The organism is Pseudonocardia sp. ICBG601, assembly GCF_020496245.1.
In genome coordinates this window covers 13,629-39,619 of the sequence record NZ_JAHLJA010000049.1, presented here as the reverse complement: position 1 = coordinate 39,619, position 25,991 = coordinate 13,629, and the positions used below count along the sequence as shown (strand labels likewise).

The window sequence follows — 25,991 nt, the reverse complement described above, 5'->3', positions numbered from 1 at the left end:
GACCCGACCCGACCCGACACCCGACGACCCCCGGTGCCCGCGGCACCGGGGGTCGTCGCGCGTCCGGGGCCGGTTCCCCACGGATGTCACACCGATGTGATGCGCGGCACACGCTGATCGTCTAGCGTGGGATGTGGCGGCGGTCACGCCACCGCCGAGCCGACGTTCCCACCACCACGCATCGGAGGGCCCCGTGAACCCGCACCTGCTGGAGGAGCGCGTCGCCACCGTCAACGGCGGCCGCGATCTCGCCGACCCCGCCCGTGCCCGGCTGCGCGCCCACAAGGCCACCGCCGACGCCTGCCGTCGTCGCGCCGCCGAGCGCCGCGCCGAGCTGGAGCGCGTCCTCTCCGGGGGCACCACCGGCGACGCCCTGGACCTCATGCTGGAGCTCGACGCGCTCGAGCGGGTGCAGGACCGCATCGACAACCGGCTCTCCGAGCTGTGCGACGCACTCACCGAGCCGCGCACCCCGCGCTACGGCGACGCCCAGCCCGTGTAGCCGCGCCCCGCGGCCCGTGTGGACCATCCGCGCCCGTGGTTCGATGACCGGCGGACACCGCCGTCGGACCACGAGGGAGAGCACACGTGCGTGCAGTGCAGGTCAGCGAGCTGGACGGGCCGTCCGCGGTCCGCGTCGCGGAGGTCGAGCCACCGGTCCGCGGTGACGGCGAGGTCCTGATCGACGTCGCCGCGGCCGGGGTGAACTTCCCGGACGTCCTGCTGACCAAGGGGATGTACCAGTACAAGCCGGACCCGCCGTTCACCCTGGGCTCCGAGTGCGCCGGCACGGTGCGCGAGGCGGGCCCGGACAGCCGGTTCGCCGCCGGTGACCGGGTCGTCGCGTTCACCATGTCCGGGGTGTTCGCCGAGACCGTCTCCGCACCCGAGCAGCACGTCTTCCCGCTGCCCGACGAGGTGGAGTTCGCCGCGGGCGCCTGCCTGCCGATGAACTACCTGACCGCGCACTTCACCCTCGACACCCGTGGTGGCCTGCGGGCGGGGGAGACGGTGCTCGTCCAGGGCGCGGCCGGGGGCGTCGGGACCGCGGTGATCCAGCTGGCCGCCGCGATGGGGGCCACCGTCATCGGCGTCACCTCCACCGAGGCCAAGGCCGAGGTCGCGCGGCGCGCGGGCGCGACGCACACCGTCGGCGTCGACGGGTTCAAGGACGCGGTCAAGGAGCTCACCGGCGGTGCGGGCGTCGACATGGTCGTCGACCCGGTCGGCGGTGACCGCTTCACCGACTCGGTGCGCTGCCTCGGCCCGCTCGGCCGGCTCATGGTCGTCGGGTTCACCGCGGGTGACATCCCGACGGTGAAGGTGAACCGGCTGCTGCTGAACAACGTCGACGTCCGCGGGGTCGGCTGGGGTGCCTACGCGCTGGGCCGCCCGGACTTCATCCGCTCCGAGTGGGACGCGCTGCTCCCGCACCTGCGCTCGGGCGCGCTCGACCCGCTGATCAGCGAGAGCTTCGGCCTCGACGACGCCGCGACCGCCCTGTCCCGCATCGACGACCGCACCGTCACCGGCAAGGTCGTGCTGCTGACCTGAGCCGGGTCAGCCGGCCGGCTCGAGGTTGTGCCGGACCGCGGTGCGCGGCAGTGGCGCCGTGGTCTCGGCGGCCGCCGCCGCGGCGCGCGGCGCCGGGGTGGGGCCGACGTGGCGGTGCGGCGCCGGCACCACCACGGGCTCGGCGACGTGCAACCGGTGGCGGGCGGCCACCGCCCGCCCGGCCGGGCCGGTCGCGGTCAGCGCGTGCAGCGCCAGGGCCCGGTGCACCGGGACCTCGCAGCGGCGCAGGAAGCGGTCCAGCTCGCGCACGGCGTCGCCGGGGTGGCGGGCCAGCGCCCACGCGGCGAGCTCGGCCTCGGCGACGTCGGCCCGCACCCCGCTCATCCGCACGCACACGTACTCGACGTCCTCGTCGGCCAGCTCGCCCGGCGCGGGCAGGTGCATGCCCTGCTCGGTCAGGTACTCGTGCACCGCCCACAGCCCCATCGGGGTCAGCGCGACGACCGTGGGGTCCGGGTCGTCGCGGTGCGCGACCCGGGACAGCTCGTCGAGCTCGTCGGCGTCGAGGGTCTCGGTCAGCTCGATCGCGCCGAGCAGCTCGCAGGCGTCCAGCAGGGCGGTGACGTCGCGGCGCCACAGCCGCTGCTCGACGTCGCCGGCGAGGTCGTCGACCACGCAGCCGGCCTCGTCGTTGACGGCGTCGCGGACCTGGCGGTGGAAGTGCTCGAGCGGGACCTGCCCGCCGCCGGTGGCGTAGAGCCCGACCCACAGCATCGGGAACGCCTGTGACATCGACATCCCGAACAGCGACGGCGCCCCGAACACGTCGGTCCCACCCAGGCTGTCGCCGAGGCGCCCGACCGACTCGAACACGCGGCGCCACAGCTCGATCGGCCGGTTCAGCAGCGGTCCCGCGCTCTTGACCGGCAGCAGCCGCCCGCGCACCACACGGACCAGGCGCGCCGAGCGGGCCCAGCGCAGCAGCAGCGACACCTCGGGCAGGTCGTCGCTGGTGCGGGCGGTCTCGCGGTAGATGTGGTCGAGCTGCAGGTGCGCGGCGAGGTCGAGCGCGTCGGTGCGGTCGAGGCGGCCGTCGGAGGTGAGCCGGCGCCCGGCCCGCACCCACAGGGTCAGCTTGCGGAGCAGCTCGAGGGCCTCGGAGCGCTCCGCGGCGTCGACGAGCGCCGCGGCGCCGGGCATCGGCACCGGCGGCAGCTCCGGGTTCCACTCGGTGCGGGTGGGCCGCTGCGCCTCGCGCCGCATGATCTCGGCGAGCGCGTGCCGGTCGACGTCGGTCTGCCCGGCACCGGCGCGGTCGAGGAACCGCTGCACGGCGGCCGGGTCGGCCGGGTCGACGCCGTGGCGGTGCAGCTGCACGCCCCAGAACTTGCCGAGGTCGTAGTTGCGCTCGTCGGCGAGGCCGTCGTGCAGGGCGGGGGTGGAGTCGAGGACCTGACGGTGCAGCGCGTCCGCCGGGTGCGACTGCGGGTCGAACCAGTCGTGCTCGTCGACGAAGTCGACGAGTGCGTGGAAGGCGGGGGCGACGTCGTCGGGCTCGAGCACGGTCACCTTGCGCGGGAACCACATGCCCAGCGCGTCGGCGATGTGCGAGCGCGTCCAGCGGCCCAGCCTGCGGTCGCGCGCGTACTTGTAGTCCAGCACGGCGGCGACGAGCGCGGTGTCGACCTCGACGCGACGGCGGCGGGCCCAGAGGGAGAACTGCTCCAGCAGGCGGCTGCGGGCCTCGGCGTACCCCTGGTCGTCCCCCGGGGTGAAGACGAGACGCATCCGGCCCACTGTGTCAGGTCCCTCCCATCCGCTCCGGCTGCGGCGCAGCACTTTCCGATGATCGTCGGTGCGCGCGGGGGACGTGCACCGGGTGGTCGCAGGAGGTCCAACGAGCGCGGGCGGCCCGGGTCACTCCCGACCGCTCACCGTCGGTGGGCGGTCGGTCACGGGCCGTCCGATCGTCCGGCCGTCCCCGCGACCGTGAGCCCTCGACCCTGCCACGGACGACGACGGCCGGACACCCCGGGAGGGTGTCCGGCCGCCGTCGTGTGCGACGAGAGGTGGTCAGTCGCCGCCGACCGGGCTGTCGCGCCGTTCGGCGGTCGCCCGCGTCGACTCGTCGCCGGTCCGCCCGTCCGGTCCGTCGGCCCCGCCGGCCGCGACGGAACCGTGGCCGTTGCCGGAGCTGCCGTTGCCGTCGGCGGGCGCGTTCTCGTCGTCCGGGTCGAACGCGCCGACCTTGACGTAGAAGTTCTCGCCGTGGTTGTCGGTGGCCCAGTCGACCGCCTGCTCCAGCACCTGCGCGCCCTTCTCGTCCCGCAGCACGACCTTGTCGCGACGCAGGTCCTTGAACAGCGCGAAGCACAGCAGCACCATGATCACGACGAACGGCGCCGCGACCAGGATGGTCAGGTTCTGGATGCCGTCCAGGGCGTTCTCCCCGCCGGTGACGAGCATCAGCACGGCGACCGCACCCATGACCGAGCCCCAGAAGACCACGACCCACTTGCTGGGCTCGATGGTGCCGCGCTGGGACAGCGTGCCCATGACGATCGACGCGGCGTCCGCGCCGGACACGAAGAAGATCGCGACCAGGAGCATGACCAGCAGGCCGGTGAAGGTCGCCCACGGGTAGGCGGCCAGCATCTGGAACAGCTGGACGTTGGAGTCGTCGGAGAACTGCGTGCCCTGCTGGGCCTGGGTGATGGCGGTGCCGCCGAAGATGCAGAACCAGACCAGCGAGACCAGGCTCGGCGCGAGGATGACGCCGCCGACGAACTCACGGATGGTGCGCCCGCGCGAGATCCGCGCCAGGAACATGCCGACGAACGGCGTCCAGGAGATCCACCACGCCCAGTAGAAGATCGTCCAGCCGGAGAGCCACTCGAGCATCGGCTCGCCGCCGACGGCCTCGGTGCGCCCGACCATCTCGAAGAACTGGGAGAAGTACGCGCCGATCGACGTCGGGATCAGGTCGAGGATGATCACCGTCGGGCCGACGACGAACACGAAGAACGCCAGCACCGCCGCCAGCACCATGTTGGTGTTGGACAGCCACTGGATGCCCTTCTCGACACCGGAGACGGCGGAGAGGATGAACGCGGCGGTCAGCACGATGATGATCGCGGCGAGCACCCAGGGGCTCACCTGGCCGTCGACCCAGCCGACGGTCTGCATGCCGCCGCCGATCTGGAACGCGCCCAGCCCCAGCGAGGCCGCGGAGCCGAACAGCGTCGCGAAGATCGCGAGGATGTCGATGCCCCGGCCGATGGAGCCCTCGGCGGCCTTGCGCCCGATCAGCGGGATGAAGGCCTGGCTGATGAGCTGGCGGCGGCCCTTGCGGAACGTGGAGTAGGCGATGGCGAGGCCGACGACGGCGTAGATCGCCCACGGGTGCAGCGTCCAGTGGAACAGCGAGGTCGCCATCGAGGTCTGCAGCGCGTCGATGGTGCCGGGCTCGGCCGCGCCGGGCGGCGGCGACTGGAAGAAGGTCAGCGGCTCGTTCACGCCGAAGAACATCAGCCCGATGCCCATACCGGCGGAGAACATCATCGCGATCCAGGAGACCGTGCGGAACTCGGGCTCCTCGTCGTCGGCACCGAGCTTGATGCGCCCGAACCGGCTGAAGGCCAGGAACAGCGCGAAGGCGACGAAGGCGGTCGCGGCGAGGATGAAGCCCCAGCCGCCGCCGCGCATCAGCCCGCCGAGCATCGCCTCGGCGGTGGCGCCGAGGGTGTCGGCGCTGAGCAGCCCCCACAGCACGAACAGCAGCGCGAGCGCGGCGCCGACGCCGAACACGATCCAGTCGGTGCGGGGCCGGTCGTCCCCGGTCGTGTCCGGACGGCCGTCCGGTGGTGATTGGGCCTGTGTCATACGTGGTCACGCCCGCATGCCGGGCGTATCCCCCCTCCGCTCTCGTTCGTGCAGAAATGGTGCACAAGTCGTTTGTGTGCCGAAAGTGTAGGTACTGGACCGTCCCGTGTCGCTGTGCAAGCCGAACCGTGATGTCAGGCGGTGGTCCAGCCCTCGTCGGAGACGCCGCCGGGGACCGGTGCGGCCGGGTCGTAGGGGGTGCGGGTGAAGACGAACGTGGCCAGCCACAGGTGGTCGCGGGCGATCCGCAGGGTCTCCCCGGCGAAGTAGCCGTCCAGGCCGACCCAGGTGCTGTCCGGGCCGGGCCGGAACCGCGACGCGCGTCCGGGGCGCCCGAGACCGCCGAGATGCAGCAGCCCGCCGCCGACCGAGCGCAGCGCGTAGGGGGAGGGGCCCCAGAACCACGGTCCGAGCAGCTCGGGGTCGACCGGGCAGGGCTGCGGGGTCCACGGCGCGACGATGCGGGGCTCGGCGACGCGCAGGTCGTTCAGCAGCCCGGCGGCCAGCCCGCTGTCCATCCCGGAGGTGGTGTTGCCCATCGCCAGCGCGCCGGCGCCCTCCTCGCGGTCCACCCAGAGCCCGGCGAGGAAGCCGGGCATGGAGCCGCCGTGCCCGACCAGCGTCGTGGTGCCGCCGCCCTCGGGCCGCTCGAACCGCAGGACCTGCACGCCCAGGCCGTAGCCGGCCCAGACCGGCGAGGTCGGGTCGACGCCCGCGGGCAGGGTCATCTCCTCGACCGTGGCCGGGGAGAGCACCCCGCCGGTGTCGCCGAGCAGCAGCGCGCCGAGCCGGGCCAGGTCCGCCGCGGTGCACCACAGCTGCCCGGCGGCGGCCATCACCCCGGCGTCGTGCTCGGGCTCGGCCAGCACGAGGTCGGCCCACGGGTGCACCGCCCGTCCCGCCGCGGCGGGCTGCTGCGGACGGGTGGAGGTGCGGGTCATGCCCAGCGGGAGCAGCACCTCGTCGCGGGCGACGTCGGTCCAGGCGCGGCCGCGGAGGCGGGCGACGACCTCGCCGAGCAGCCCGAACCCGAGGTTGGAGTAGTGGAAGCGGCGCGCGGCGGGCAGCACCCGGTCGGCGTCGCCGAGGCCCAGCTCCTCCAGCGTGCCGCCGGGGGTGCGCTCCCACCACTGGCCGGGGCTCTCGGAGCCGGCCCCCGCGAGGTGGGACAGCAGCTGGCCCAGGGTGCGGTCGCCGAGCGGGGTGCCGGGGAGGTGCCGGTCCAGCGGGTCGTCGAGGTCGAGCAGTCCCTCGTCGCGCAGCCGCAGGACGGTGACCGCGCAGACGGTCTTGGAGATGGAGCCGATCCGGTACTGGACGTCGTCCGGGCCGGCGCCGTCGGGCAGGTCCCCGCGGCCGGCGTGCCAGGCCAGGGCGCCGTCGCGGACCACGCCGGCGACGAGCGAGGGGACGCGGCCGTCGCGCTGGGCGCGGGCGACGCGGGCGAGCAGGGTGCGCTGGGTGCTGGGGAGCAGCTCGGTCACGGGGGCGAGACTAGATCCCCCGGATGTCGGCGAACGACCGCAGCCGGACCGCCCGCTCGGACAGCGCGGCGGGCACCGGCTCGGGTACCGGCATCCGGTCCGCGGCGGTCAGCGGGCCCAGGTCGAGCCCGGTCAGCTCGCCGATCCGGGCCACCGGCACCTGGAAGGTGCGGTACGGGCCCAGCGGTGGCGGGTCCCCGGCCGGCGGCTCGGCGAGGTCGCCGAGCTGGGGGGTCTGGTCCAGCAGGTAGGCGGTGGTGCCGAGCGCGCCGCCGGTGACGAAGGCGCCGATCTTCCAGAACAGCCGCGGGATGCGTACGCCGCGGTACTCCGGGTCGTCGTCGGCCAGCACCGGGCCGGTGAACACCACGAGCCGCCGGTCGTTGTCGCCCGCGTTGTCGAGCAGGTAGTCCTCCAGCCCGCCCCAGGTCTCCTTGTCCTGGTTGAACGCGGCGGCCTGCGGGGCGGCGTTGGTGTAGTGGAACGTGTCGGACTCCGCCGTCGCAGCCTCGGCGGCCCCGCCCCACACCGGGTCCTGGCGGCGGACCAGGTGGCCGCGGTCGAGGTCGTTGTCGGCGTAGAGCTCGGCGCCGGCCTGCTGCCCGGCGGGCAGCCGGTCGTCGAGGCGCCAGTCGTCGGAACGTTCGAGCTGCCGCAGGGTCGCCCCGTCGATCGCGACGGCGGTGGCCGCGGCCAGGCGCCGGTCGGGCCGGTGCAGCGTCGTGAAGTGGGTGTAGGGGAGCAGCACGGTGTCGGTCCCGGGCAGCGTCGGCATCGGCGTCGCGACGCCGAGGAAGTCCGGGTCGAAGCCGGGGGCGGCGGGGGCGCTCATCGGCGTGACGCTAGCGGTGCCGGGTGAACGACGGGTGCGCCTGCGCCGCCGTCGGTCAGGCGGCGCAGCAGCGGGGCGGTGCGGAACCCGACCAGCGAGCGCATGACCAGCGATGTGGACGTGCGCTCCACCCCGTCGATCGCGAGCAGGTGCCCGGCGATCCGGTAGAGGTCGTCGGCGTCGCGGGCGACCAGGTGCACCAGCAGGTCCTCGGGGCCGGAGACGCCGTGCACCTCCAGCACCTCCGGTACCCGGTCCAGTGCGTCGGCGACGGCGGCGAGCTCGCGCTGCACCACCCGCACCCTCACGAACGCGGTCAGCGGGTAGCCGAGCGCCGCCGGGTCGACCCGGCGCTCGAAGGTGTCCAGCGCGCCGAGCCGGTCCAGCTTGGCCAGCCGGGCCTGCACGGTGTTGCGGGACAGGCCGACCCGTTCGGCGAGGGCGAGCACCGTCGCGCGCGGGTCCTGCGCCAGGGCCAGCAGCAGCCGGGCGTCGTGGCCGTCGAGCGCGGCCCGCCCATCGCCGGTCGTTCCCGTCACGTGGTGCCCCTCCTCGTGTCCGCGGGTGCGCATTATGCCGCCCCGGCGCGCGTCCCGCCCGGCCCGTCGCGTGCACTCTGCTCAGTCGTGTGGGCTGTGGTTGTGCACTCGTCGGTGTGGTGGTGGGCTGGCTGGGCAGGCTGCATGAGCGACGAGGCTGGAGTGGTGGGCGATGGGCACGCAGACGGTGACGACGGACACGCTCGTCGAGATCGAGAAGCGGGTGCTGTGGCTGTCCACCGCGATCGTCGACGCGGCCAACCGGCGCGGTGACCCCAGCGGGCTGAAGGTGGGTGGGCACCAGGCGTCGTCGGCGTCGATGACCACGATCATGACCTCGCTGTGGTTCGAGCACCTGCGGGCCGGGGACCGGGTCTCGGTCAAGCCGCACGCCTCGCCGGTGCTGCACGCGATCAACTACCTGCTCGGCGAGCTCGACGAGCGCTACCTGGGCACGTTGCGCGCCTTCGGCGGGCTGCAGTCCTACCCGTCGCGGTCCAAGGACCCCGACCCGGTCGACTACTCGACCGGCTCGGTGGGGATCGGCGCGACCGCCCCGATCTGGGGTGCGCTGGCCCGCCGCTACGTCGACACCCACTTCGGGGGCGCCGGACAGGGCAGGCAGTACTCCCTGGTCGGCGACGCCGAGCTCGACGAGGGCGCCGTCTGGGAGGCCATCCTCGACCCGATGGTCGGTGAGCTGGGCGAGGTCGTGTGGATCGTCGACCTGAACCGGCAGTCCCTGGACCGGGTCGTCCCCGCGATCGGCGCGCCGCGGATCGAGGGCATGTTCTCCGCGGCCGGCTGGCAGGTCCTCACCGTCAAGTACGGCAGGCTGCTGCACGAGCTGTTCGACCGCCCCGGCGGCGACGCGCTGCGCGCCCGGATCGACACCATGCAGAACGCGGAGTACCAGCGGCTGCTGCGCTGCGACGCCGACGAGGTCCGCACCCGGCTCCCCGACGGGCACGCCGACCTGGAGGAGCTCGTCGCCGGCCTCGACGACGACACCCTGCTCGCCGCGGTGCGCAACCTCGGCGGGCACGACACCGCCGCGCTGCGCGACGCGTTCTCCGCGATCGACGACACCCGGCCCACGGTGATCCTCGCCTACACCGTCAAGGGCCACGGCCTCGCGACCGCGGGCCACCCGCAGAACCACGGCTCGATCCTGAGCGCCGACCAGGTCCGCGAGCTGGCCGACGCCGTCGGCGCCGACCCCGACGACCCCTGGCGGCGCTTCGACCCGGAGTCCCCGGCGGGCGAGGTGGTGGCCGGCGCGGCGCAGCGGCTGCACCGCGACCCGGTCGACGACCAGCCGGTCCCGCCGCTGCCGACCGACATCGGGCGCACCCCGACCGGGCGCGCCACCACCCAGGCCGCGCTCGGCCGGGCCCTGCTCGACCTCACCCGCGAGGCCCCCGAGGCGGCCGGCCGGGTGGTCACGCTCTGCCCGGACGTGTCGTCGTCGACGAACCTGGGCGGCTGGGTGAACAAGGTCGGCGTCTGGTCCACCGCGGAGCGCAAGGACTGGTTCGACGACGACCCCGAGACGATCCTGCACTGGCGCGAGCGGCCCACCGGCCAGCACCTGGAGCTGGGCATCGCCGAGGGGAACCTGGTCGGGGCGCTGGGGGAGCTGGGGGCGACCTGGTCGCGCTGGGGCCGTCCGGTGCTGCCGATCGGGGTGCTCTACGACCCGTTCGTCGAGCGCGCGCTGGAGCCGTGGTCGTTCGGCATCTACGCGGGCGGCCAGTCGATCCTCGTCGGCACGCCCTCCGGGGTGTCGCTGGCCCCCGAGGGCGGTGCCCACCAGTCGGTGACGACGCCGTCGGTCGGGCTGGAGCAGCCCGGCTGCGTCACCTACGAGCCGGCGTTCGCCATCGACACCGAGTGGACGCTGCTCGCCTCGCTCGCCCGGCTCGGCCGCCCGGACGGCACCAGCGCCTACCTGCGCCTGTCGACGAGGCCGGTGGACCAGACCCTCGCGGCGGTCCCGGCCGATCCGGCCGCGCGCGAGCGGCGCCGGCGCCAGGTGGTCGCCGGGGCCTACCCGCTGCGTCGCGCCGCGGGCACGCCCGCGCTGACCATCGCGGTCGCCGGGGCGCCGACGACCGAGGCACTCGCCGCGGCGGACCGGCTCGCCGAGCTCGGCCACGATGTCGACGTCGTCGTGGTGACCAGCCCGGGGCTGCTGTTCGACGCCCTGCAGGCCCGCGCCGGACGCCCCGCCCGTCCGCAGGCCGAGCCGTGGATCCTGGAGTCGGCGTTCCCCGCGCGCCGGGCCGCGCCGCTGGTCACCCTGCTCGACGGGCACCCGCACACCCTCGCGTTCCTCGCCGGGGTCAACCGGGTCCCGGCGACGCACCTGGGCGTGCACCGCTTCGGGCAGTCCGGCGACCTCGCCTCGGTCTACGCCCACCACGGGCTCGACGCGGACACGGTGGTGGCGGCCGGGCTGGACCTGCTCTAGGAGGAATCGGACACCGGGTGACGTACGTCGCTGGATCGCGCAAACGACAATGACTACGGTTACCGACCATGCTGCTTCTGGGGTTGGCGTCGGTCACCTTCCGTGAGAGATCCGTACCGGACGTCGTGCGCCTGGCGGTCGACGCCGGGTCCGAGGTCGTGGAGTGGGCCGGGGACCGGCACGTCCGTCCCGGTGACCGGGCCGCGGCGTCGGCGGCCCGCGGTGCGTGCGCGGGCGCCGGGCTGCGGATCGGGACCTACGGCAGCTACCACAAGGCCGGGGCGTCGGATCCCGACGCGTTCGCCGACGTCGTCGCGACGGCGGCCGAGCTCGGCGCCCCGCGGGTACGGGTCTGGGCCGGGACCGCGGCCTCGGCCGACGTGTCGCCCGCCGAGCGCGCCGCCACGGTGGACGCGCTGCGGCGCTGCGCCGACGCCGTCGCCGAGCAGGGGATGGGGCTGCTGGTGGAGCACCACGTCGAGTCCCTCACCGACGGGCTCGACACCGCGCTGGCGCTGCGTGCCGAGGTCGACCACCCCGCCCTGGTGACCCACTGGCAGCCGCGCGAGCTGCCCGACACCGACACCTGCCTGGCCGAGGTCCGCGCGCTGCGCCCGCGGACCGTGCACGCGTTCTCCTGGGGGGCCGACGGCTACACCGAGCGGCTGCCGCTCGCCGACCGCGCCGACCTGTGGGCCCCGGTGCTCGCCGAGCTCTCCGCGCAGTCCCGCGAGGACTGCACCGACACCGAGGTGCTGCTGGAGTTCGTCCCCGGCGACACCGCCGCCTCCCTGCTCCGCGACGCCGCCGCGCTGCGCGACCTGCGGGCCGGACGCGACCTGGCCGGTGCGCGATGAGCCGCCGCCCGGACCCCCGTCCCGTGCCCGCCGGTGCGGGCGACCGGCCCGCCGCGGCCCGAGCCGCCGCCTCGCGCCGATCCGCCCGGTCCACCGCGGCCCGGGTCTCCCGCGTCGCCGCGGTGCTGCCGGTCGCGGTGGTCGCGCTGCTGCTCGCCGGCTGCGGTGGGGCCGCACCCGCCCCGCAGGCTCCCGCCGACCGGCCCGCCGTCAGCCGCGACGTCGCTCCGCTGGAGCCCGCGCTGTCGGTGACCGACCCGCGTGGCACCACCGTCACGGTGCCGGCCCCGCCGAAGCGCATCGTCTGCCTGACCGGCCTGTGCGACGACATGGTCGTCGAGCTGGGCCTCACCCCGGCCGGCACCTCCACCCCGGCCCTTCTGAAGAACCCCGTGCTGCTCGGTGACCGCGCCGCGCAGGTCCCGACGGTGAAGGGTAGCTTCGGCAGCGAGGACGTCGAGTCCATCGCCGCGCTGCGTCCCGACCTCGTGATCGGGCTCGGCGGTGTGCACGAGCCGCTGCGCGCGGCGATCGAGCGGTTCGCCCCGCTCTGGCTGGTGCAGCCCACCACCTGGGAGGAGTCGGTCGGCTACCTGCGGAACCTGGGGTCGCTGACCGGCCGCACCGCCGAGGCCACCGCCGGGGAGCAGCGCTTCCGCACCACCCTGGCCGACGGCGTCGAGCAGGCCCGCGCCACCGGCAAGGCCGACCGGAAGGTGCTGCTGATGTATGGCAGCGCCGACACGATCGGCGTCGACACCACCGACACCGTCAACGGGAACCTGCTCGCGACGCTCTACGACTACCCGTTCGTCCCGCGTGGCGCCGACGTCGAGACCGCCAGCACCTACAGCGTCGAGGAGATCCTCGCCCAGGCCCCGGACGTCGTGTTCGCCTTCTCGCTGCTGTTCTCCTCCGAAGACCGCACCCTCACCGACCAGCTCGCCGACAACCCGGTCTGGCAGCAGGTCCCGGCCGTGCAGGCGGGCCAGGTGCACGAGATGGACCCGCGGCTGTGGGGCAGCGGGCGCGGCACCCGCAGCCTCGGTGCGATGGTCGAACAGTCGCTGGCCGTGGTCCCCGGGCGGTGAGACGGCTACTGGTCCTGCTCGCCGCCGCGCTCGGGGCGGTGCTGCTCGCCGCGCTGGTCCTCGGGACCGGCACCCCGGCCGTCGCACCGCACCGGCTTCCGGCCGTGCTGGGGGCGGCGAGCGGGGGCGAGCACGTCGTGGTGACCGAGCTGCGGGTGCCGCGGCTCGTGCTCGGCGTGCTCACCGGCGCGGCGCTCGGGCTGGCCGGGCTGCTCCTGCAGGACGGCCTGCGCAACCCGCTCGCCGTCCCCGAGCTGCTCGGGGTCTCCTCCGGGGCGGCCGCGGCGGTGGCGATCACGCTCGTCACCGGGGTCGCGGTGCCCTTCGCGCCGCTGCTGCCCGCGGTCGTCGGGGCCGTCGTCGGGGGCGGGCTCACCCTGCTCGCGATCCGCGGCGCCGTCGGCCCGGCCGCGGTGCTGCTCATCGGCGCCGGGGTGGGCGCGGCGCTGCAGGCGCTGCTGCTCGCCGCGGTCGCGATGACCGGGTCCACCGAGCAGGGCGTGCTCGTGCGCTACCTGCTCGGCTCGCTCACCGGCACCACCTGGGCCACCGTGACCCCGGTGCTGCCCGCGCTGGCGGTCGCGTTCGTCGCGGCCGTCGCGGTGCTGCCGCTGCTGGGGCCGCTGCGGCTCGGCGACGACGCCGCCGCGGCACTCGGACTGCGCACCGGTGCGGCCCGGGCCGCGGTGCTGGGGGTGGCCTGCCTGCTCGTCGCCGCCGTCGTCGGCCCGGCCGGGCCGGTCGCCTGGGTCGGCTTCCTCGCCCCGCAGCTGGTGCGGGCACTGCACCCGGCGGCCCGACCGCTGCCGCGGGCGGTGGGCTGCGCCGGGGCGGGCGCGGCGGTGGTCGTCGTCGCGGACCTGCTGGCCCGCACCGTGCTGTACCCGGTCGAGCTGCCGGTGGGCGGGTTCACCGCCGGGGTCGCGGTCGTCGCGGGCGGGCTGCTGCTGGCGTGGCGACGTCCGCGCGCCGTCCGCACGGCCCGTCCCGGCGCGGTGGTGGCCCGGTGAACCGGCCGGCCGGGCGGGGGACGGTCGGCCGGGTCGCGACGGTCGCGTCCCGGTTCGCACTCCTCGGGACGGCCGCCGCGGCCGCGGCCCTGGCGGGGCTGCTGGTCGGCACCGCGGTCGGTCCCGGCACCGCACTAGCGGCGCTCGCCGGGACCGCGGACCCGCTGGCCACCGACCTCGTCGTGGGCCTGCGGATGCCGCGGGTGCTGGTCGGGCTCGCGGCCGGTGCCTGCCTCGGCGTCGCCGGGACGGTCCTGCAGGCGGTGCTGCGCAACCCGCTCGCCTCGCCGGAGGTGACCGGGGTGGGGTCCGGCGCGGTGCTCGGTGCGGTGCTGGGGACGGTGCTCGGCGGCCCGGTCGGCACTCCGCTGGGTGTGCTCGTCGTGGCGCTGCTCGGCGGGACCCTCGGCGGCGGTGTGCTGTGGCTGCTCGCCGGCCGGGCGGCCGGGCCGGGCACCGCGGACCCGCTGCGGCTCGCCGTCGTCGGGGTACTGGTGTCGGCGGTGCTCGGCGGGACGACGTTGCTGCTGCTCACCGCCCGCCCGCAGCTGGCCGGGTCGATGGTGCGGTGGCTGGTCGGCTCGCTCAACGGCCGCGGCTGGGAGCACTGGGACGCGCTGTGGCCGGTGGCGCTCACCGCGGTGGTCCTCGCGGTGCTGCTCGGCCCGGTGCTCGCCGTGCTCGGCGTCGCCGACGACCACGCCCGCGGCGTCGGCCTCGCGGTGTCCGGGTGGCGCTCGGCCGCGGTGCTGCTGGCCGTGCTCGCCACCGGCGGGGCGGTCGCGGCGGTCGGGGCGCTCGCGTTCGTGGGACTGCTCGCCCCGCACCTGGCCCGCGCGGTGCTCGGGTCGCGGGGCGCGGCCGATCCGCGGCTGCTGGTGCCCGCGGCGGCGCTGGCCGGGGCCGGGCCGGTCGCCGCGGCCGACGTCGTCGCCCAGCTGCTGACCGCGCTCGCCCCGGTCGGTGACCGGCCGATCGGGGTCCCCGCGGGAGCGGTGACGGCGGTCGCCGGCGCGGTGGTGCTCATCGGGATCGTCCGCCGACGGTCCCGCACGACGGTGGGAGGTGCGCTGTGACGGTGCTCAGAGCGTGTTTGGAAATTCTAGTGGGTTGAGGGTGTCGTGTGTTTCTGCTGGCGGGTGGCGGGGTATCCACGGGCGATGCGGCGGGTGATGGTGTTGATCGCGGCCCAGCGGATCATGGCTTCGGATGTGGTGGGGTGGCGTTCGTAGTCTCGGGCCAGGCGTCGGTGTGCGGTGAGCCAGGCCAGGGTCCGTTCGACCACCCACCTTCGTGGGAGGACGGTGAATCCGCGCTGCTCGGGTGGCTTGCGGATGATCTCGATCGTTGTCTGCAGGATCGTGGCGGCCCAGTCGAGCAGTCGCCCGGCGAAGCCGGCGTCGGCGTAGACGAACCGCACCCTGGTGCGCAGGTAGAGGTTGAGCAGGATCGGCTTGGCGCCGTCGCGGTCCTGTACCGAGGCCGAGCACACCATCGTGGTCAGCAGCAGACCGAGGGTGTCGGTCACGATGAACCGTTTCCGTCCGCCTGTCTTCTTCCCGGCGTCGTAGCCGCGGGAGTCCTGGCCGACGGTGTCGGCGCCCTTGACCGACTGGGAATCGATGATCCCCGCACTCGGCTCCGGATCACGGCCCTCGGCGATACGTAACTGCCCCCGCACGACCGGGAGGATCTTCTCGGTGACCTTCTGCTGTTCCCACTGGTTGAAGTACCAGTAGACGGTCTGCCAGGGCGGGAAGTCCACCGGCAACGCCCGCCAGGCACACCCGGTCCGCACGACATACAAGATCGCGTCCAGCACGTCCCGACGAGCATGAGCAACAGGCCGCCCCCGCCGCGCGAGCGGCGGTAACAACGGCTCGATCACCACCCACTGGGCATCACTGGTGTCCGAGGGGTACCGGCGCGGTCGTTCCTGCATGCCGACCACGATGGAGCACCCCAGCCGTGTCGACCATCCCGACACACCCACCATTTCCAAACACGCTCTCAGGGCCGAGGGGGTGACGGTGCGCTTCGACGGGCGCACCGTGCTCGACGTCGTCGACCTGGCGGTGGACCGCGGACAGTGGCTGTCGCTGGTGGGACGCAACGGCTGCGGCAAGACGACGCTGCTGCGGGTGCTCGCCGGGCTGCACCGGCCCGATGCGGGCTCCGTGCACCTGGTCGACCGGCCGCTGGCCGGGACCCCGCGCCGTGAGGTTGCGAAGCGGGTCGCGGTGCTCCCGCAGGCACTGCCGCCGCTGGGCGGGGTCACGGTGCGGGCACTCGTCGCCCAGGGCCGCTACGCGGTCCGCGGGCCGCTGGGCATGCTCGGCGGCGGCGCCGACGCCGCGGTCTCCGACGCGCTGGCGGCCACCGGCACCCGGGCGTGGGCCGACACCCCGGTCGAGCTGCTGTCGGGCGGGGAGCGCCAACGGGTGCGGATCGCGCTCGCCCTGGCCCAGGACGCCCCGGTGCTGCTGCTCGACGAGCCCACCACCTACCTCGACGTGCGTCACCAGCTGGAGGTGCTCGACCTCGTCCGGGAGCTGCAGGTGCAGCGCGGGCTGACCGTCGTCGCGGTGCTGCACGACCTGGCCCAGGCCGCGCGGTGCGCGGACCGGATCGTCGCGCTGCGCGACGGGCGGGTGCACGCCGACGGGCCGCCCGGCGACGTCGTCGACGAGCCGCTGCTGGCCGAGGTGTTCGGGGTGCGCGGGGTCGTCTCGACCCACGAGGGGCGGCTGACCTGCAGCTACCTGGACTCCACCCCGGCCCGGCCCGTCAGCGCCTGACGGCCCACCCACCCCGCCGGGCGCGGCGCGCCGACGACCGGGTCGCCGCTCCCGGGCGGATCGCCGGTGCAGCGACGTGCACGTTTCCGCCCCTGCGAGGGCGGAAACGTGCATCTCGACGGTCGGGCGCGCGTCGGGATCGGTGCTGCCGGCACCGGGGCGGGGTGTCCCGGACGGGGTCGTCCGGTCAGCCGCGGGCGGCCCGGCGCAGCGGCGGCGTGAGCCAGGCCAGCGCGACCCCGGCGGCCAGCACCGCGGCCCCGGCCGCCAGCCCACCGCGCGGGCCGGCCGGCGTCGTCGCCACCACACCGGCCAGCGCCGCGCCGGCGGGGGTGCCGAGGCCCCAGGACAGCATCCGCGCCGTCGTCGAGACCCGGGCGCGGGCGTGCTCGGGGGTGACCTGCAGCCGGTAGGTGACGGCGTTGAGCACGACCGTCGAGTAGGCCGCCCCGAACGCGGTGGCGGCGAGCAGCGCGGGGACCCAGTGCGTCGCCGAGACCACGGCGACCGCGCAGGCCAGCGACACCGGCAGCCCGGCCAGCGCCAGCCGGGCCCCGCCCCAGCGCTCCGACAGCCGTGGGACCAGCCGGGCAGCGGCCAGCCCGCCGACGCCCCAGCAGGCGAACAGCAGGCCGAGCCGGGCGTCGCCGTCGGCGCGGATGCCGAGCACCCGGTCCGCCCACGGGACGGTCATCGCGAGCCAGGCGCCGCCCGCGACGGCCTGGGTGGTGCCGACGAGGGTCAGCGTGCGCACGACCGGGTTGCCCCACAACAGGCCCAGGCCCTCGCGGACGTCGGCGAGGATCCGGGTCGGTGCGCGGGTGCCGGGCCCGGGGGACAGGCTCCCGGCGATCGAGCGGATCAGCAGCGCGGAGGCGACCGCGGTGAGCGCGGTGACCGACAGCAGCCCGGCCGGGGCCAGTGTCGCGACGGCGAGCCCGGCCAGCGGCGGCACGAGCAGCTCGACGACGGTCGTCGCGCCGTAGAGCGTGGAGAACGCCGCGGTGATCCGGTCCGGGCCGACCAGCGTGGGCAGGGCGCCGAAGTTCGCGGCGTCGAAGAAGACGAAGCCGGTCTGCACCGCGACCGCCGTGCCGAGCACCTGCCACGGGGTGAGCACCCCCGCCCACCACGCGAGCGGGATCCCCGCCAGCACCAGCCCGCACGCCAGGTCGACGCCGACCATCAGCCAGGGCCCCGGCAAAGTCGTTAGATGATCTTGTGGCGAGCCGTGACAAGCGGCGCAGCTGCGCCGCCGCTCGGCGCTATAGCTGGTCCCGGGCAGGTGCAGCGCGGCAATCAGAAGGCCGCGTGGGGCGACTACCGCCGCCTATCGCGACTTTGCCGGGGCCCTGGACCATCAGCCGCCTGCGGTCGACCCGGAGGCTTATTCATAAGCCGCAAAGAAGTAGAGGCCTACGATTGCCGCAACTGTGCTTTCGTATTTGCTGATGGGGTAGCGGTATCGGCCACCTTCTTCGCTGAGCATGCGCCATGTTTTGAGGTGCGCGATGGCGTGTTCGACGGCTGCGCGGATTCTGCCGAGGGCGGTGTTGAACTCGACTTGGCTGGGGTCGAGGTCGATACCGGGGGATCGCTTGTGCGGGACCGTGTTGATGCCCTCGACGCCGATGTAGCCGAGGTCGGCGACGGACGGGAGATCGCGCAGACGCTCCGCCAGCCCGGATGCGGCGTAGGCATGTGCGTCGTGGCGGGCGCCGTGAATCGGGACTTCGCCGACCGCGACGAGGACTCCGTCGAGGGTGGCGGCGATCTGCAGGTTCATGCCCGAGTAGCCGGCCTTGACCGAGAACAGGTCGGACACTGCGTTCCAGTCCCACGTCGGGCACACGGTGCCATCGACCAGCACTGTTCCGCCTCCGAGGACCTCCCGCGGGTCGGGCACGACGTCGGCGAGGACCTCGCCGATCACCGGGCGCAGCAGGTCCCAGCGGCGACTGACCGTGGACTGGCTGACCCCGAAGATCGCGCCCGCGAAGTCCTGGGTCACGTTCTTGCGCATCAGCGTCACCACCATGGCCACTGACCGGAACAAGCCCAACGCAACAGGCCTACCTGCAGAAACGAACTTGCCGCCGCATCGGGCGTGTACTCTCACCACCAGATCGGTGAGTTGTCTATCGTCCAACCCTGTCATAGCTTTGAATCGCAACAGCTCTTCGCCGATCCTCGTTCGATGCCTGGGAACACCGAACAAACCGGCAAGGGCTGTTGCACTTCAAGCGCGACACACCGCCGTGCCGGTATCGAGACAAAATCGCCGGTGACGGCTTCCGCAGATCAACAGAATTACTCCCTTGTGAATAAGCCCCCCGGTCGGCCAGTGCACCCGCGAACAGCCCGAACAGCAGGTACGGCAGCGCCTCCGCGGTCGCGATCGCCGCGGTCCACGCGGGTGAGCCGGTCAGCCGGTAGACGAGCACGGGCAGCGCGACCGCCGCGACCAGCGACCCGGCGACCGCGACGACGCGGGCGGTGAGGTAGCGGCGGAGATCGGTGCTTTCCTGCGCGGGGGCGGTCGGGGCCGTCTCGCTCACGAGGTCCTTCCGTCGGGATTGCGCGAACCATAGTGTGAAACGAGAGTCATCTCCAATAGTAGCGACGAGAGATGTGCCACTGTTGAAAATCGATGTCGATTGTGACCAGGATGTGACGGTCCGGAACCGGACGATGTCACCCACTGGAGGAGAAAACGATGAAGGACATCTTCACCGAGCTCGAGGCCGAGCGCGCCCTGCCGCACAACTCCGCGAGCCACTCCAACGCCCTCGTCGAGAACCCGTTCGCGACCGAGCAGGCTGCCGAGCAGGAGTGACACCCGCCGCGGGCCCGGCACCGGTGACGGTGCCGGGCCCGCGGTCTGTCGTGACCGACCGACGGACCAGGGAGTGCCAGTGGAACGACTGCGACCGGGCGTGAGCGTCTTCGAGGTCCCCGGACGGGGCTCGGCGCTGCGGGAGGCGTCCGGCCGGCTGCGCGGGGTCGACCTGCCGCGCGACACGGTCGAGGCACTGACCCGCTGGTTCGACGGCGTCGACCCGGTGCCGCCGCCGGGGCTCGACCCCGAGCGGGGCGCGTTCGCCGCGGCCGGCTACCTGGACGAGACCCCGCCGCCGCGGACCGCCACCGTGACCGTCGCCGGGCGGGGGGCGCTGGCCGACGCGGTCGCCGCCGCGCTCGCCGGGCCGGGGATGCAGGTCCGGCGCCGGGACCTGGACTCCCTCGCCGCCGCGCTCGCCGGCGAGGCCGGGACCGGCGCCGCCACCGGCACGGGCACCGGCACCGACACCCCGACCGACACCCCGGGCCTTGACCGACACCGCGACCGGGACCGGGACCGACACTGCGACGGGGACCGGGACCGGCACCGATGCGGTGTGCGCCGTCGCGGACGGACCCGCACCGGCCGCCTGGACCGCGCTGGACACCCTGCCCGCGCGCGGGACCGCCTGGTTCCGGCTCGCCGTCGAAGGACGGCACGGCATCCTCGAACCCCCCGCCGTGCACCCCGGCGACGCCGGGCACGCCGACGTCCGCGCCCGCCGCCTCGCCGCGGCCGGATCCGGGCACCCACACCTGCTCGCCTACTGGGACGCCGCCCCCGCCGCTCCGACCGGCCCCGGTGACCACGCCCTGCTGGCCGCGCTGCTCGCCGCCGACGTCCGCGCGTGGATCGCGGGCCACGACACCCCCGCGACCGGCGACCTCGTGCCGGCGGCCCTGCCGGCACGACGCCGTCTGCGGGTGGTCGACCTCGACACCGCCGCGATCGCCGACCACGCACTGCTGCCGGTGCCCGACAGCGCGCCGTGACCGAGCCCGGCCTGACCCAGCCCGGTCGTGCGGGGGCAGTTACGTATCGCCGAGGGCCGTGATCCGGAGCCGAGTGCGGGGATCATCGATTCCCAGTCGGTCAAGGGCGCCGACACCGTCGGCCAGGACTCCCGCGGCTACGACGCCGGGAAGAAGACAGGCGGACGGAAACGGTTCATCGTGACCGACACCCTCGGTCTGCTGCTGACCACGATGGTGTGCTCGGCCTCGGTACAGGACCGCGACGGCGCCAAGCCGATCCTGCTCAACCTCTACCTGCGCACCAGGGTGCGGTTCGTCTACGCCGACGCCGGCTTCGCCGGGCGACTGCTCGACTGGGCCGCCACGATCCTGCAGACAACGATCGAGATCATCCGCAAGCCACCCGAGCAGCGCGGATTCACCGTCCTCCCACGAAGGTGGGTGGTCGAACGGACCCTGGCCTGGCTCACCGCACACCGACGCCTGGCCCGAGACTACGAACGCCACCCCACCACATCCGAAGCCATGATCCGCTGGGCCGCGATCAACACCATCACCCGCCGCATCGCCCGTGGATACCCCGCCACCCGCCAGCAGAAACACACGACACCCTCAACCCACTAGAATTTCCAAACACGCTCTGAGGCGTCGAGACTTGGCCGCGCGGTCGGCGGCGGGGGTGTCGCCGGAGAAAAGTGTCCTCGCCCGGCGTAAACGAGATATCACCAGTCAGTCATCGTCGCGGTGGGCTGGTTCAATTGTGCGGCACAATGATGCCGGGAGGCTTATTCAGGGCCCGTGAAATAACGATCTAGCCCGGCGTGTCGGGTTGGGCGACAGCCCGTCCATCGCGAAGATTGGTTTGTCGAATCAATCCGAGATGAATGGGCTGTCGCAGTATGTACTATACCACTGGCTTTCGGCGTGATGAGATTCAGGATCTTGCCGCTCTGGTGCATGAGCAGGATCAGCGGAACGCGACTGGCCTGCGACGGCCTTGGCCGCCGATTCTGGGATTGTTCTGGTCGGTGGTGATCACGTTGGCGTATCTGCGCGGGAATCGTGTGCAGTGGGAGTTGGCGGAAACCTACGGGGTGTCGCAGTCGACGGTCAGTCGAGCGATCGCGGGGGTGACACCGTTGCTGGCGCAGGCGCTGCGGAGTGTAGTTCCGACTGCGGAGGAGCTTCGTGCCGATCGGCAGTACATCATCGACGGAACCCTGCTGCCCTGCTGGTCATGGACCGCCGTACCAGGTCTGTGGTCGGGCAAGCATCGCACCACCGGCGTCGTCGTCCAGGTCGCAGCCACCCTGGAAGGGCAGCTGTCGTGGATCTCCGACCCGACCCCAGGCTCCCGACACGACCTACATTGCCTCGACCAATCCGGCGCCCTCGACCACCTCGCCACATACCCACCGATCGGCGATAAAGGCTACATCGGGCGCGGCATGCTCACCCCGTTCAAAAAACAACCCGGCCGGGAACTTCTCGACTGGCAGAAAACATTCAACAAGAGCCTCAACCGCACACGCGCCACCATCGAGCGAGTCATCGCCCATATCAAGTCGTGGAAAGTTCTCCACACAGACTACCGCCGACCCTACGCCACATTTAAAACGACGATCTCGGCAGTCATCGGACTCATCTTCTACGCACTTACCTGACGGAGCCTGAATAAGCCTCTATGGGCCGAGGGAAGAAGGGCAGAACATTCCGGCGGACCGTTGCAGGGATACCTACTGCTCGGCTGCGGGACCGACTCGCTGCGATGGTCCCCTCCGCAGGGTTGACGCTCTTGGGTGTCGACCCTGCTTACACCTCCATCTGGGGCGCACAACACTGGCGAAAGCCGCTGTCCACCCCTCAACACGAGGCCACCCGACACGAGGCCGCGGCCGTCGTGATCGGGCGCCGCGGTCAGGGTTACCGCGCACGGCGACGGGTAGGGAAGCCCGCGAGCGACCAGAGGATCGCTCAGCGGAGAACCACCACCCAGGCCGTGCACCACCCCGATCGTGGCGGCGGACGCACCCCCCGACCGGCCCGGTCACACGATGACCGCAGGCCCACGGGCAGGGAACGGCGATCCGTCAGCCGGGCAACCGTTACCCCGGCATCTCCACGTCAACGACGAGGAGCGGACACTGTCCAACAAAATCAGTAACGGTCGACCTGGTACAGCTGAGCGGGATCGAGCACCGGCGTCCTCCGAGTCGTGGCGTGCACCGCGACCCTATCCGGAGCCCCCCACCGGCTGCCCGGTCACCATGTGACCACCGACCCCGTGTGACGCGACCCCGCGAGGACACCCCGGACAGCCGGGATGGACCAGAATGGCCGTCCGTCATGCACTCGTCACGTCGCGCTTACCTCGTCTGGTCCGTCGGTCTGTTCGCCTACGTCGTGGCGGTGCTGCAACGCAGCTCCTTCGGCGTCTCCGGGCTGGAGGCGGCCGACCGGTTCGACGCGTCCCCGACCGTGCTCGCCGGCTTCCTCGTCCTGCAGCTGCTCGTCTACGCCGCCCTCCAGGTGCCGGTCGGGCTGCTCCTCGACCGCTTCGGCGCCCGCGCCATGGTGCTCGCCGGCGCCGTCACCATGACCGCGGCGCAGGTGCTCGTCGCCGTCGCCACCTCGCTGCCGCTGGCCGTCGCCGCCCGGGTGCTCGTCGGCATCGGCGACGCCCTGACCTTCATCTCGGTGCTGTCGGTGCTGTCCACCTGGTTCCCGCCCCGCCGGGTACCGCTGATGACACAGGTCACCGCCCTGCTCGGCCAGTTCGGCCAGGTGCTCTCCGCGATCCCGCTCGCCACCGTCCTGCACGCCTACGGCTGGACGACGGCGTTCCTGTCCGCCGCCGGGATCGGTGTCGTCGCCGCGGTCGCGGTGCTCGCCGTGTTCCGCGACCGCCCGCCCGGCAGCCCCGCCCCGGCGCCCGCGAGCAGCCCCCGCGAGGTCCTCGACGGCCTCACGGGCGCCTGGGCACACCCGGGCACCCGGCTCGGGCTCTGGTCGCACGCCGGCACCCAGTTCTCCGGCCTGGTGTTCGCGCTGCTCTGGGGCGTGCCCTACCTCGTCGCCGGGCAGGGGATGAGCCCCGCCGGTGCGTCGGTGATGCTGACCCTGCTCGTCCTCGTCGGTGCCGTCGTCGGGCCGGTGTTCGGCGAGTTCACCGCCCGCCACCCGCTCCGCCGGTCCTGGCTCGTGCTGTCGGTCATCGGCGCGACCGCGCTGGTGTGGACGGTCGTGCTGCTCGTTCCGCCGCCCGCGCCGCTGTGGCTGCTCGTCCTGCTCGTGGTGGTGCTCGCCGCGAACGGCCCCTGCTCCGCGGTCGGCTTCGACTACGCCCGGACGTCCAACCCCGCGCACCGGCGCGGTACCGCCGTCGGGATCGTCAACGTCGGCGGGTTCACCGCCTCGCTCACCACCACGCTGCTGGTCGGGCTCGTGCTCAGCATGTCCGGCGGCTACACCCCCGAGGCGTTCCGGCTGGCCTGGCTCGTGCAGTTCCCGATCTGGGCACTGACCGCCGTCGCGGTCGTCCTCGCGCGACGCAAGGCCCGCCGGGTCATGGCCGCCGAGGGCACCGTCGTCCCGCCGCTCCGGGAGGCGCTGCGCCGCAACCGGCGCCGGAGACGGGTCCGGTAGACGACGACGGGGGGCGGGACCCGATCGGTCCCGCCCCCGTCCCCGCCGGGCGGTCTGGTCACCCGGTGCGACCTGCTCGTTCGGCGAGCCTCACTCGGCGAGCAGCCGGTACAGCGCCTTGCGCGCCTCGGTCAGTGCCTCGGTCGCGGACGCGACCTGCGCCTCGGAGCCGGCCTCGGCGACCTGCCGCGCGGCGGCGGCGAGCCGGCCGAGCTCGGTGACCAGACCGCTCGCCGGGTCGGACTCGGCCTCCTCGGCGTCCTCGGCGAACGGCGCCCACACCGCGTCGAGCTCGGCGCGGTGCTCCTCGACGTGCCGGGTGCCCTCCTCGGTCAGGTGCACGACCCTGCGGCCCTCGGTCTGCTCGGAACGCACCAGACCCTCGTCCTCCAGCTGGGACAGCATCGGGTAGACCGAGCCGGGGCTCGGCTTCCACTGCCCGCCGGAGCGACCGGTGATCTCCTGGATGATCTCGTAACCGTGCCGCGGGCCGTCGGCGACGACCGCGAGCACCGCGGTGCGCACGTCGCCGCGGGCACGCTTGCCGCGGCGGCCGCGATGCCCACCCGGGCCGAACCCGGGGCCGAAGGCGCCGGGCCCGAACCCGCCCGGGCCGAAGGGGCCGCCGGGGCCGAACGGCCCACCGGGGCCGAACCCGCGGCCGGGGCCGAAGCCCCGCCCGTCAGGGCCACGTCCTCGGCCGCGGGTGCGGCCCCGGCGGTGGCCGGGTCCGCCCTCGTGGCGGGTGTCGTCACGGTCGTCGCCGTGAAAGTCGGGGGTGTCGTGCATGGCTGCCTCCTCCGGGCCGCAGGGGAACCCGGCGCCGCGGTGGCCCCGGGGGTGTCGGCGGGTGCGGGGCCCGAACGGGCTCCGGAACATGTCGCGCGTGGTCATGACGCGTCGTCCTCTCGTCGCGAGCCTCCCTCTTCGATCGGCTCGTGTGCCATCACGATATATCGCGACTGCTCGCCGATGCAACATGGATTGCCCACGAATCTCCTGAGGGTGCGCGCGGCGGCCCGTGGCGGGTTCACTGTCCCGGCGGGCCGGCGGGCGGCCCGCCGGACGTGAGGGGGAGTCGTGGGCCGTCACGACGCAGGGGCCGGGCCGGCCGGCGAGGCACCGGAGGACACGGCCGAGGAGATCGACCTCAGCGAGGTCTCCGCCGAGCAGCTGCGGGACCGGCTCTCCGCGCGGTCCGACGGCCGCGACGACCAGGTCGTCGCGGCCGCGCGCGAGCTGCGGGCCAGCCTGGACCGACTCGGCGAGGGGCTGGCGGCACGGCGCGCGGCGCTCGTCGGACGGGCGGGGGAGATCGCCAGGGCTGCCGTCCCCTATGTCGGCGGCGCCGTCGCGACCGGGGTGGGTGCGGTGCTGGTGGTGCGCCGGGTCCGCCGTCCGCGCCGCAGTCGGTAGGTCGCAGTCGGGTAGTGCGGCGCGGTCCGACCCGGGCCGCTGCGGGGCGGCGGCGGCCGAGCTCGGCGCACACCCGCAACGGGGCGAAGTCCGGCAGGTTCAGCCCTGGCCGGCGGTCCGGTGCGCCGAGGTCGGGGGCGTCGTCGGGCCCGCCGCGTCGGCCAGCGCGTTCAGCAGCTCCGCCGCACCCGCCCGTCGCTCGGGCGGCACCCGGTCCAGCAGGTCGGCGACCGCGGCGCGACGGTGGGCGTCGATCTCGCCGATCAGCTCCCGTCCGGCCGGGGTGAGCTCGACGAGCAGGTGTCGTCGGTCCTCCGGGTCGGGTCGACGGTCGACCAGACCGGCCCGGCCGAGACGGACGAGGACGCGGGTGGCGTTCGACGGGTGGACGTCGAGCTCCCGCCCGACCGCGGCGACGTTGGTCTGCCCCGCCTCGGCGATCAGCATGAGGACCCGCAGCTGGGGCACGGTCACGGCATCCCCGGCCGCCGCCACCGCGCGCACGCTGATGCCGGTGAACGCGCGCGCGAGCGCCAGGCCGGCCTCCACCGCCGCGCCGTCCGGGTGATCCCGATCTCGGTCGTCCGTGTCGATCATCCCCGTCCACCTCCCTCACCAGCGATCTTTACCCCG

24 protein-coding genes and 1 pseudogene are annotated in these 25,991 nt (G+C 73.8%); 14 read left to right on the top strand and 11 right to left on the bottom strand.

Annotated elements, in window-relative coordinates; translation table 11 throughout:
- Positions 1–193 precede the first annotated feature (193 nt).
- Together KPL57_RS17105 and KPL57_RS17100 are read left to right on the top strand one after the other, a co-directional pair.
- The gene (locus KPL57_RS17105) at positions 194–502 is read left to right on the top strand and encodes a hypothetical protein (RefSeq protein ID WP_073574211.1); all 309 of its coding nucleotides are present in this window, start codon (positions 194–196) and stop codon (positions 500–502) included.
- A gap of 86 nt (positions 503–588) precedes the next feature.
- On the top strand, positions 589–1,554 hold the full coding sequence (locus KPL57_RS17100; RefSeq protein ID WP_226352375.1) for an NADPH:quinone oxidoreductase family protein: 966 nt from the start codon (positions 589–591) through the stop codon (positions 1,552–1,554).
- A 6-nt stretch (positions 1,555–1,560) separates the two neighbouring features.
- On the opposite strand, the gene KPL57_RS17095 is transcribed toward KPL57_RS17100, so the two are convergent.
- From KPL57_RS17095 to KPL57_RS17075, 5 genes are all read right to left on the bottom strand, one after another.
- The gene (locus tag KPL57_RS17095) at positions 1,561–3,303 is read right to left on the bottom strand and encodes a hypothetical protein (RefSeq protein ID WP_226352374.1); all 1,743 of its coding nucleotides are present in this window, start codon (positions 3,301–3,303) and stop codon (positions 1,561–1,563) included.
- Between the two features lie 285 nt (positions 3,304–3,588).
- Complete coding sequence (locus KPL57_RS17090; protein WP_226352373.1) at positions 3,589–5,397, bottom strand: BCCT family transporter; 1,809 nt, start codon at positions 5,395–5,397, stop codon at positions 3,589–3,591.
- Between the two features lie 134 nt (positions 5,398–5,531).
- Positions 5,532–6,881, bottom strand: coding sequence for a serine hydrolase (locus tag KPL57_RS17085; RefSeq protein ID WP_226352372.1), 1,350 nt, complete (start codon positions 6,879–6,881; stop codon positions 5,532–5,534).
- Positions 6,882–6,891: 10 nt separating this feature from the next.
- Positions 6,892–7,713 (bottom strand): DNA/RNA non-specific endonuclease, encoded by an 822-nt coding sequence (locus KPL57_RS17080; RefSeq protein WP_226352371.1) that lies wholly within the window; start codon positions 7,711–7,713, stop codon positions 6,892–6,894.
- Complete coding sequence (locus tag KPL57_RS17075) at positions 7,710–8,252, bottom strand: Lrp/AsnC family transcriptional regulator (protein ID WP_226352370.1); 543 nt, start codon at positions 8,250–8,252, stop codon at positions 7,710–7,712. The genes KPL57_RS17080 and KPL57_RS17075 overlap by 4 nt, the downstream gene beginning before the upstream one ends.
- A gap of 172 nt (positions 8,253–8,424) precedes the next feature.
- On the opposite strand from KPL57_RS17075, the gene KPL57_RS17070 reads away from it, so the two are divergent.
- The 5 genes from KPL57_RS17070 (at position 8,425) to KPL57_RS17050 (ending at position 14,759) form a co-directional block, all read left to right on the top strand.
- A complete protein-coding gene (locus KPL57_RS17070; protein ID WP_226352369.1) occupies positions 8,425–10,725 on the top strand; it encodes a pyruvate dehydrogenase in 2,301 nt (766 codons plus the stop codon).
- A 68-nt stretch (positions 10,726–10,793) separates the two neighbouring features.
- Complete coding sequence (locus tag KPL57_RS17065) at positions 10,794–11,582, top strand: sugar phosphate isomerase/epimerase (RefSeq protein WP_226352368.1); 789 nt, start codon at positions 10,794–10,796, stop codon at positions 11,580–11,582.
- Positions 11,579–12,673, top strand: coding sequence for an ABC transporter substrate-binding protein (locus KPL57_RS17060; protein WP_226352367.1), 1,095 nt, complete (start codon positions 11,579–11,581; stop codon positions 12,671–12,673). The genes KPL57_RS17065 and KPL57_RS17060 overlap by 4 nt, the downstream gene beginning before the upstream one ends.
- Positions 12,670–13,683 (top strand): iron chelate uptake ABC transporter family permease subunit, encoded by a 1,014-nt coding sequence (locus KPL57_RS17055; protein ID WP_226352366.1) that lies wholly within the window; start codon positions 12,670–12,672, stop codon positions 13,681–13,683. The genes KPL57_RS17060 and KPL57_RS17055 overlap by 4 nt, the downstream gene beginning before the upstream one ends.
- On the top strand, positions 13,680–14,759 hold the full coding sequence (locus tag KPL57_RS17050) for an iron ABC transporter permease (RefSeq protein WP_226352365.1): 1,080 nt from the start codon (positions 13,680–13,682) through the stop codon (positions 14,757–14,759). Before KPL57_RS17055 ends, KPL57_RS17050 begins: the two co-directional genes overlap by 4 nt.
- On the opposite strand, the pseudogene KPL57_RS17045 reads toward KPL57_RS17050, so the two are convergent.
- Positions 14,707–15,679 (bottom strand): annotated as a pseudogene (locus KPL57_RS17045) (IS5 family transposase). The gene KPL57_RS17050 and the pseudogene KPL57_RS17045 sit on opposite strands and share 53 nt — an antisense overlap.
- Positions 15,680–15,707: 28 nt before the next feature.
- On the opposite strand from KPL57_RS17045, the gene KPL57_RS17040 reads away from it, so the two are divergent.
- Positions 15,708–16,481, top strand: a complete 774-nt coding sequence (locus tag KPL57_RS17040; protein ID WP_226352364.1) for an ABC transporter ATP-binding protein — start codon at positions 15,708–15,710, stop codon at positions 16,479–16,481.
- A gap of 187 nt (positions 16,482–16,668) precedes the next feature.
- On the opposite strand, the gene KPL57_RS17035 is transcribed toward KPL57_RS17040, so the two are convergent.
- The 3 genes from KPL57_RS17035 to KPL57_RS17025 all read right to left on the bottom strand — a co-directional run bounded on the left by KPL57_RS17035 (position 16,669) and on the right by KPL57_RS17025 (position 19,039).
- Positions 16,669–17,685: an MFS transporter gene (locus tag KPL57_RS17035; RefSeq protein ID WP_226352363.1), complete on the bottom strand. Its 1,017-nt coding sequence runs from the start codon at positions 17,683–17,685 to the stop codon at positions 16,669–16,671.
- A 183-nt stretch (positions 17,686–17,868) separates the two neighbouring features.
- Entirely contained in the window at positions 17,869–18,519 is a 651-nt protein-coding gene (locus KPL57_RS17030; protein ID WP_226351147.1) for a transposase, read from the bottom strand.
- A gap of 100 nt (positions 18,520–18,619) precedes the next feature.
- The gene (locus KPL57_RS17025; protein ID WP_226352362.1) at positions 18,620–19,039 is read right to left on the bottom strand and encodes an MFS transporter; all 420 of its coding nucleotides are present in this window, start codon (positions 19,037–19,039) and stop codon (positions 18,620–18,622) included.
- Positions 19,040–19,197: 158 nt separating this feature from the next.
- Between KPL57_RS17025 and amiA the strand changes: the two genes are divergently transcribed.
- The 5 genes from amiA (at position 19,198) to KPL57_RS17005 (ending at position 23,942) form a co-directional block, all read left to right on the top strand.
- Positions 19,198–19,317, top strand: a complete 120-nt coding sequence (gene amiA / locus KPL57_RS66645; protein WP_020625778.1) for a streptamidine family RiPP — start codon at positions 19,198–19,200, stop codon at positions 19,315–19,317.
- Between the two features lie 494 nt (positions 19,318–19,811).
- Entirely contained in the window at positions 19,812–20,315 is a 504-nt protein-coding gene (locus tag KPL57_RS17020; protein WP_226352361.1) for a hypothetical protein, read from the top strand.
- A 27-nt stretch (positions 20,316–20,342) separates the two neighbouring features.
- Complete coding sequence (locus KPL57_RS17015) at positions 20,343–20,921, top strand: IS5 family transposase (protein ID WP_374203737.1); 579 nt, start codon at positions 20,343–20,345, stop codon at positions 20,919–20,921.
- Between the two features lie 275 nt (positions 20,922–21,196).
- Positions 21,197–21,961 carry a transposase family protein gene (locus tag KPL57_RS17010; RefSeq protein ID WP_226350834.1) on the top strand — a complete coding sequence of 255 codons (765 nt, stop codon included), beginning with the start codon at positions 21,197–21,199 and terminating at the stop codon, positions 21,959–21,961.
- 682 nt (positions 21,962–22,643) lie between these two features.
- Positions 22,644–23,942 carry a nitrate/nitrite transporter gene (locus tag KPL57_RS17005; RefSeq protein WP_226352360.1) on the top strand — a complete coding sequence of 433 codons (1,299 nt, stop codon included), beginning with the start codon at positions 22,644–22,646 and terminating at the stop codon, positions 23,940–23,942.
- Between the two features lie 90 nt (positions 23,943–24,032).
- On the opposite strand, the gene KPL57_RS17000 is transcribed toward KPL57_RS17005, so the two are convergent.
- On the bottom strand, positions 24,033–24,836 hold the full coding sequence (locus KPL57_RS17000; RefSeq protein ID WP_226352359.1) for a PadR family transcriptional regulator: 804 nt from the start codon (positions 24,834–24,836) through the stop codon (positions 24,033–24,035).
- Between the two features lie 186 nt (positions 24,837–25,022).
- On the opposite strand from KPL57_RS17000, the gene KPL57_RS16995 reads away from it, so the two are divergent.
- Positions 25,023–25,358, top strand: coding sequence for a hypothetical protein (locus tag KPL57_RS16995; protein ID WP_226352358.1), 336 nt, complete (start codon positions 25,023–25,025; stop codon positions 25,356–25,358).
- A 99-nt stretch (positions 25,359–25,457) separates the two neighbouring features.
- Here KPL57_RS16995 and KPL57_RS16990 read toward each other — a convergent pair whose 3' ends face one another.
- Complete coding sequence (locus tag KPL57_RS16990) at positions 25,458–25,955, bottom strand: MarR family winged helix-turn-helix transcriptional regulator (RefSeq protein WP_226352357.1); 498 nt, start codon at positions 25,953–25,955, stop codon at positions 25,458–25,460.
- Positions 25,956–25,991 lie beyond the last annotated feature (36 nt).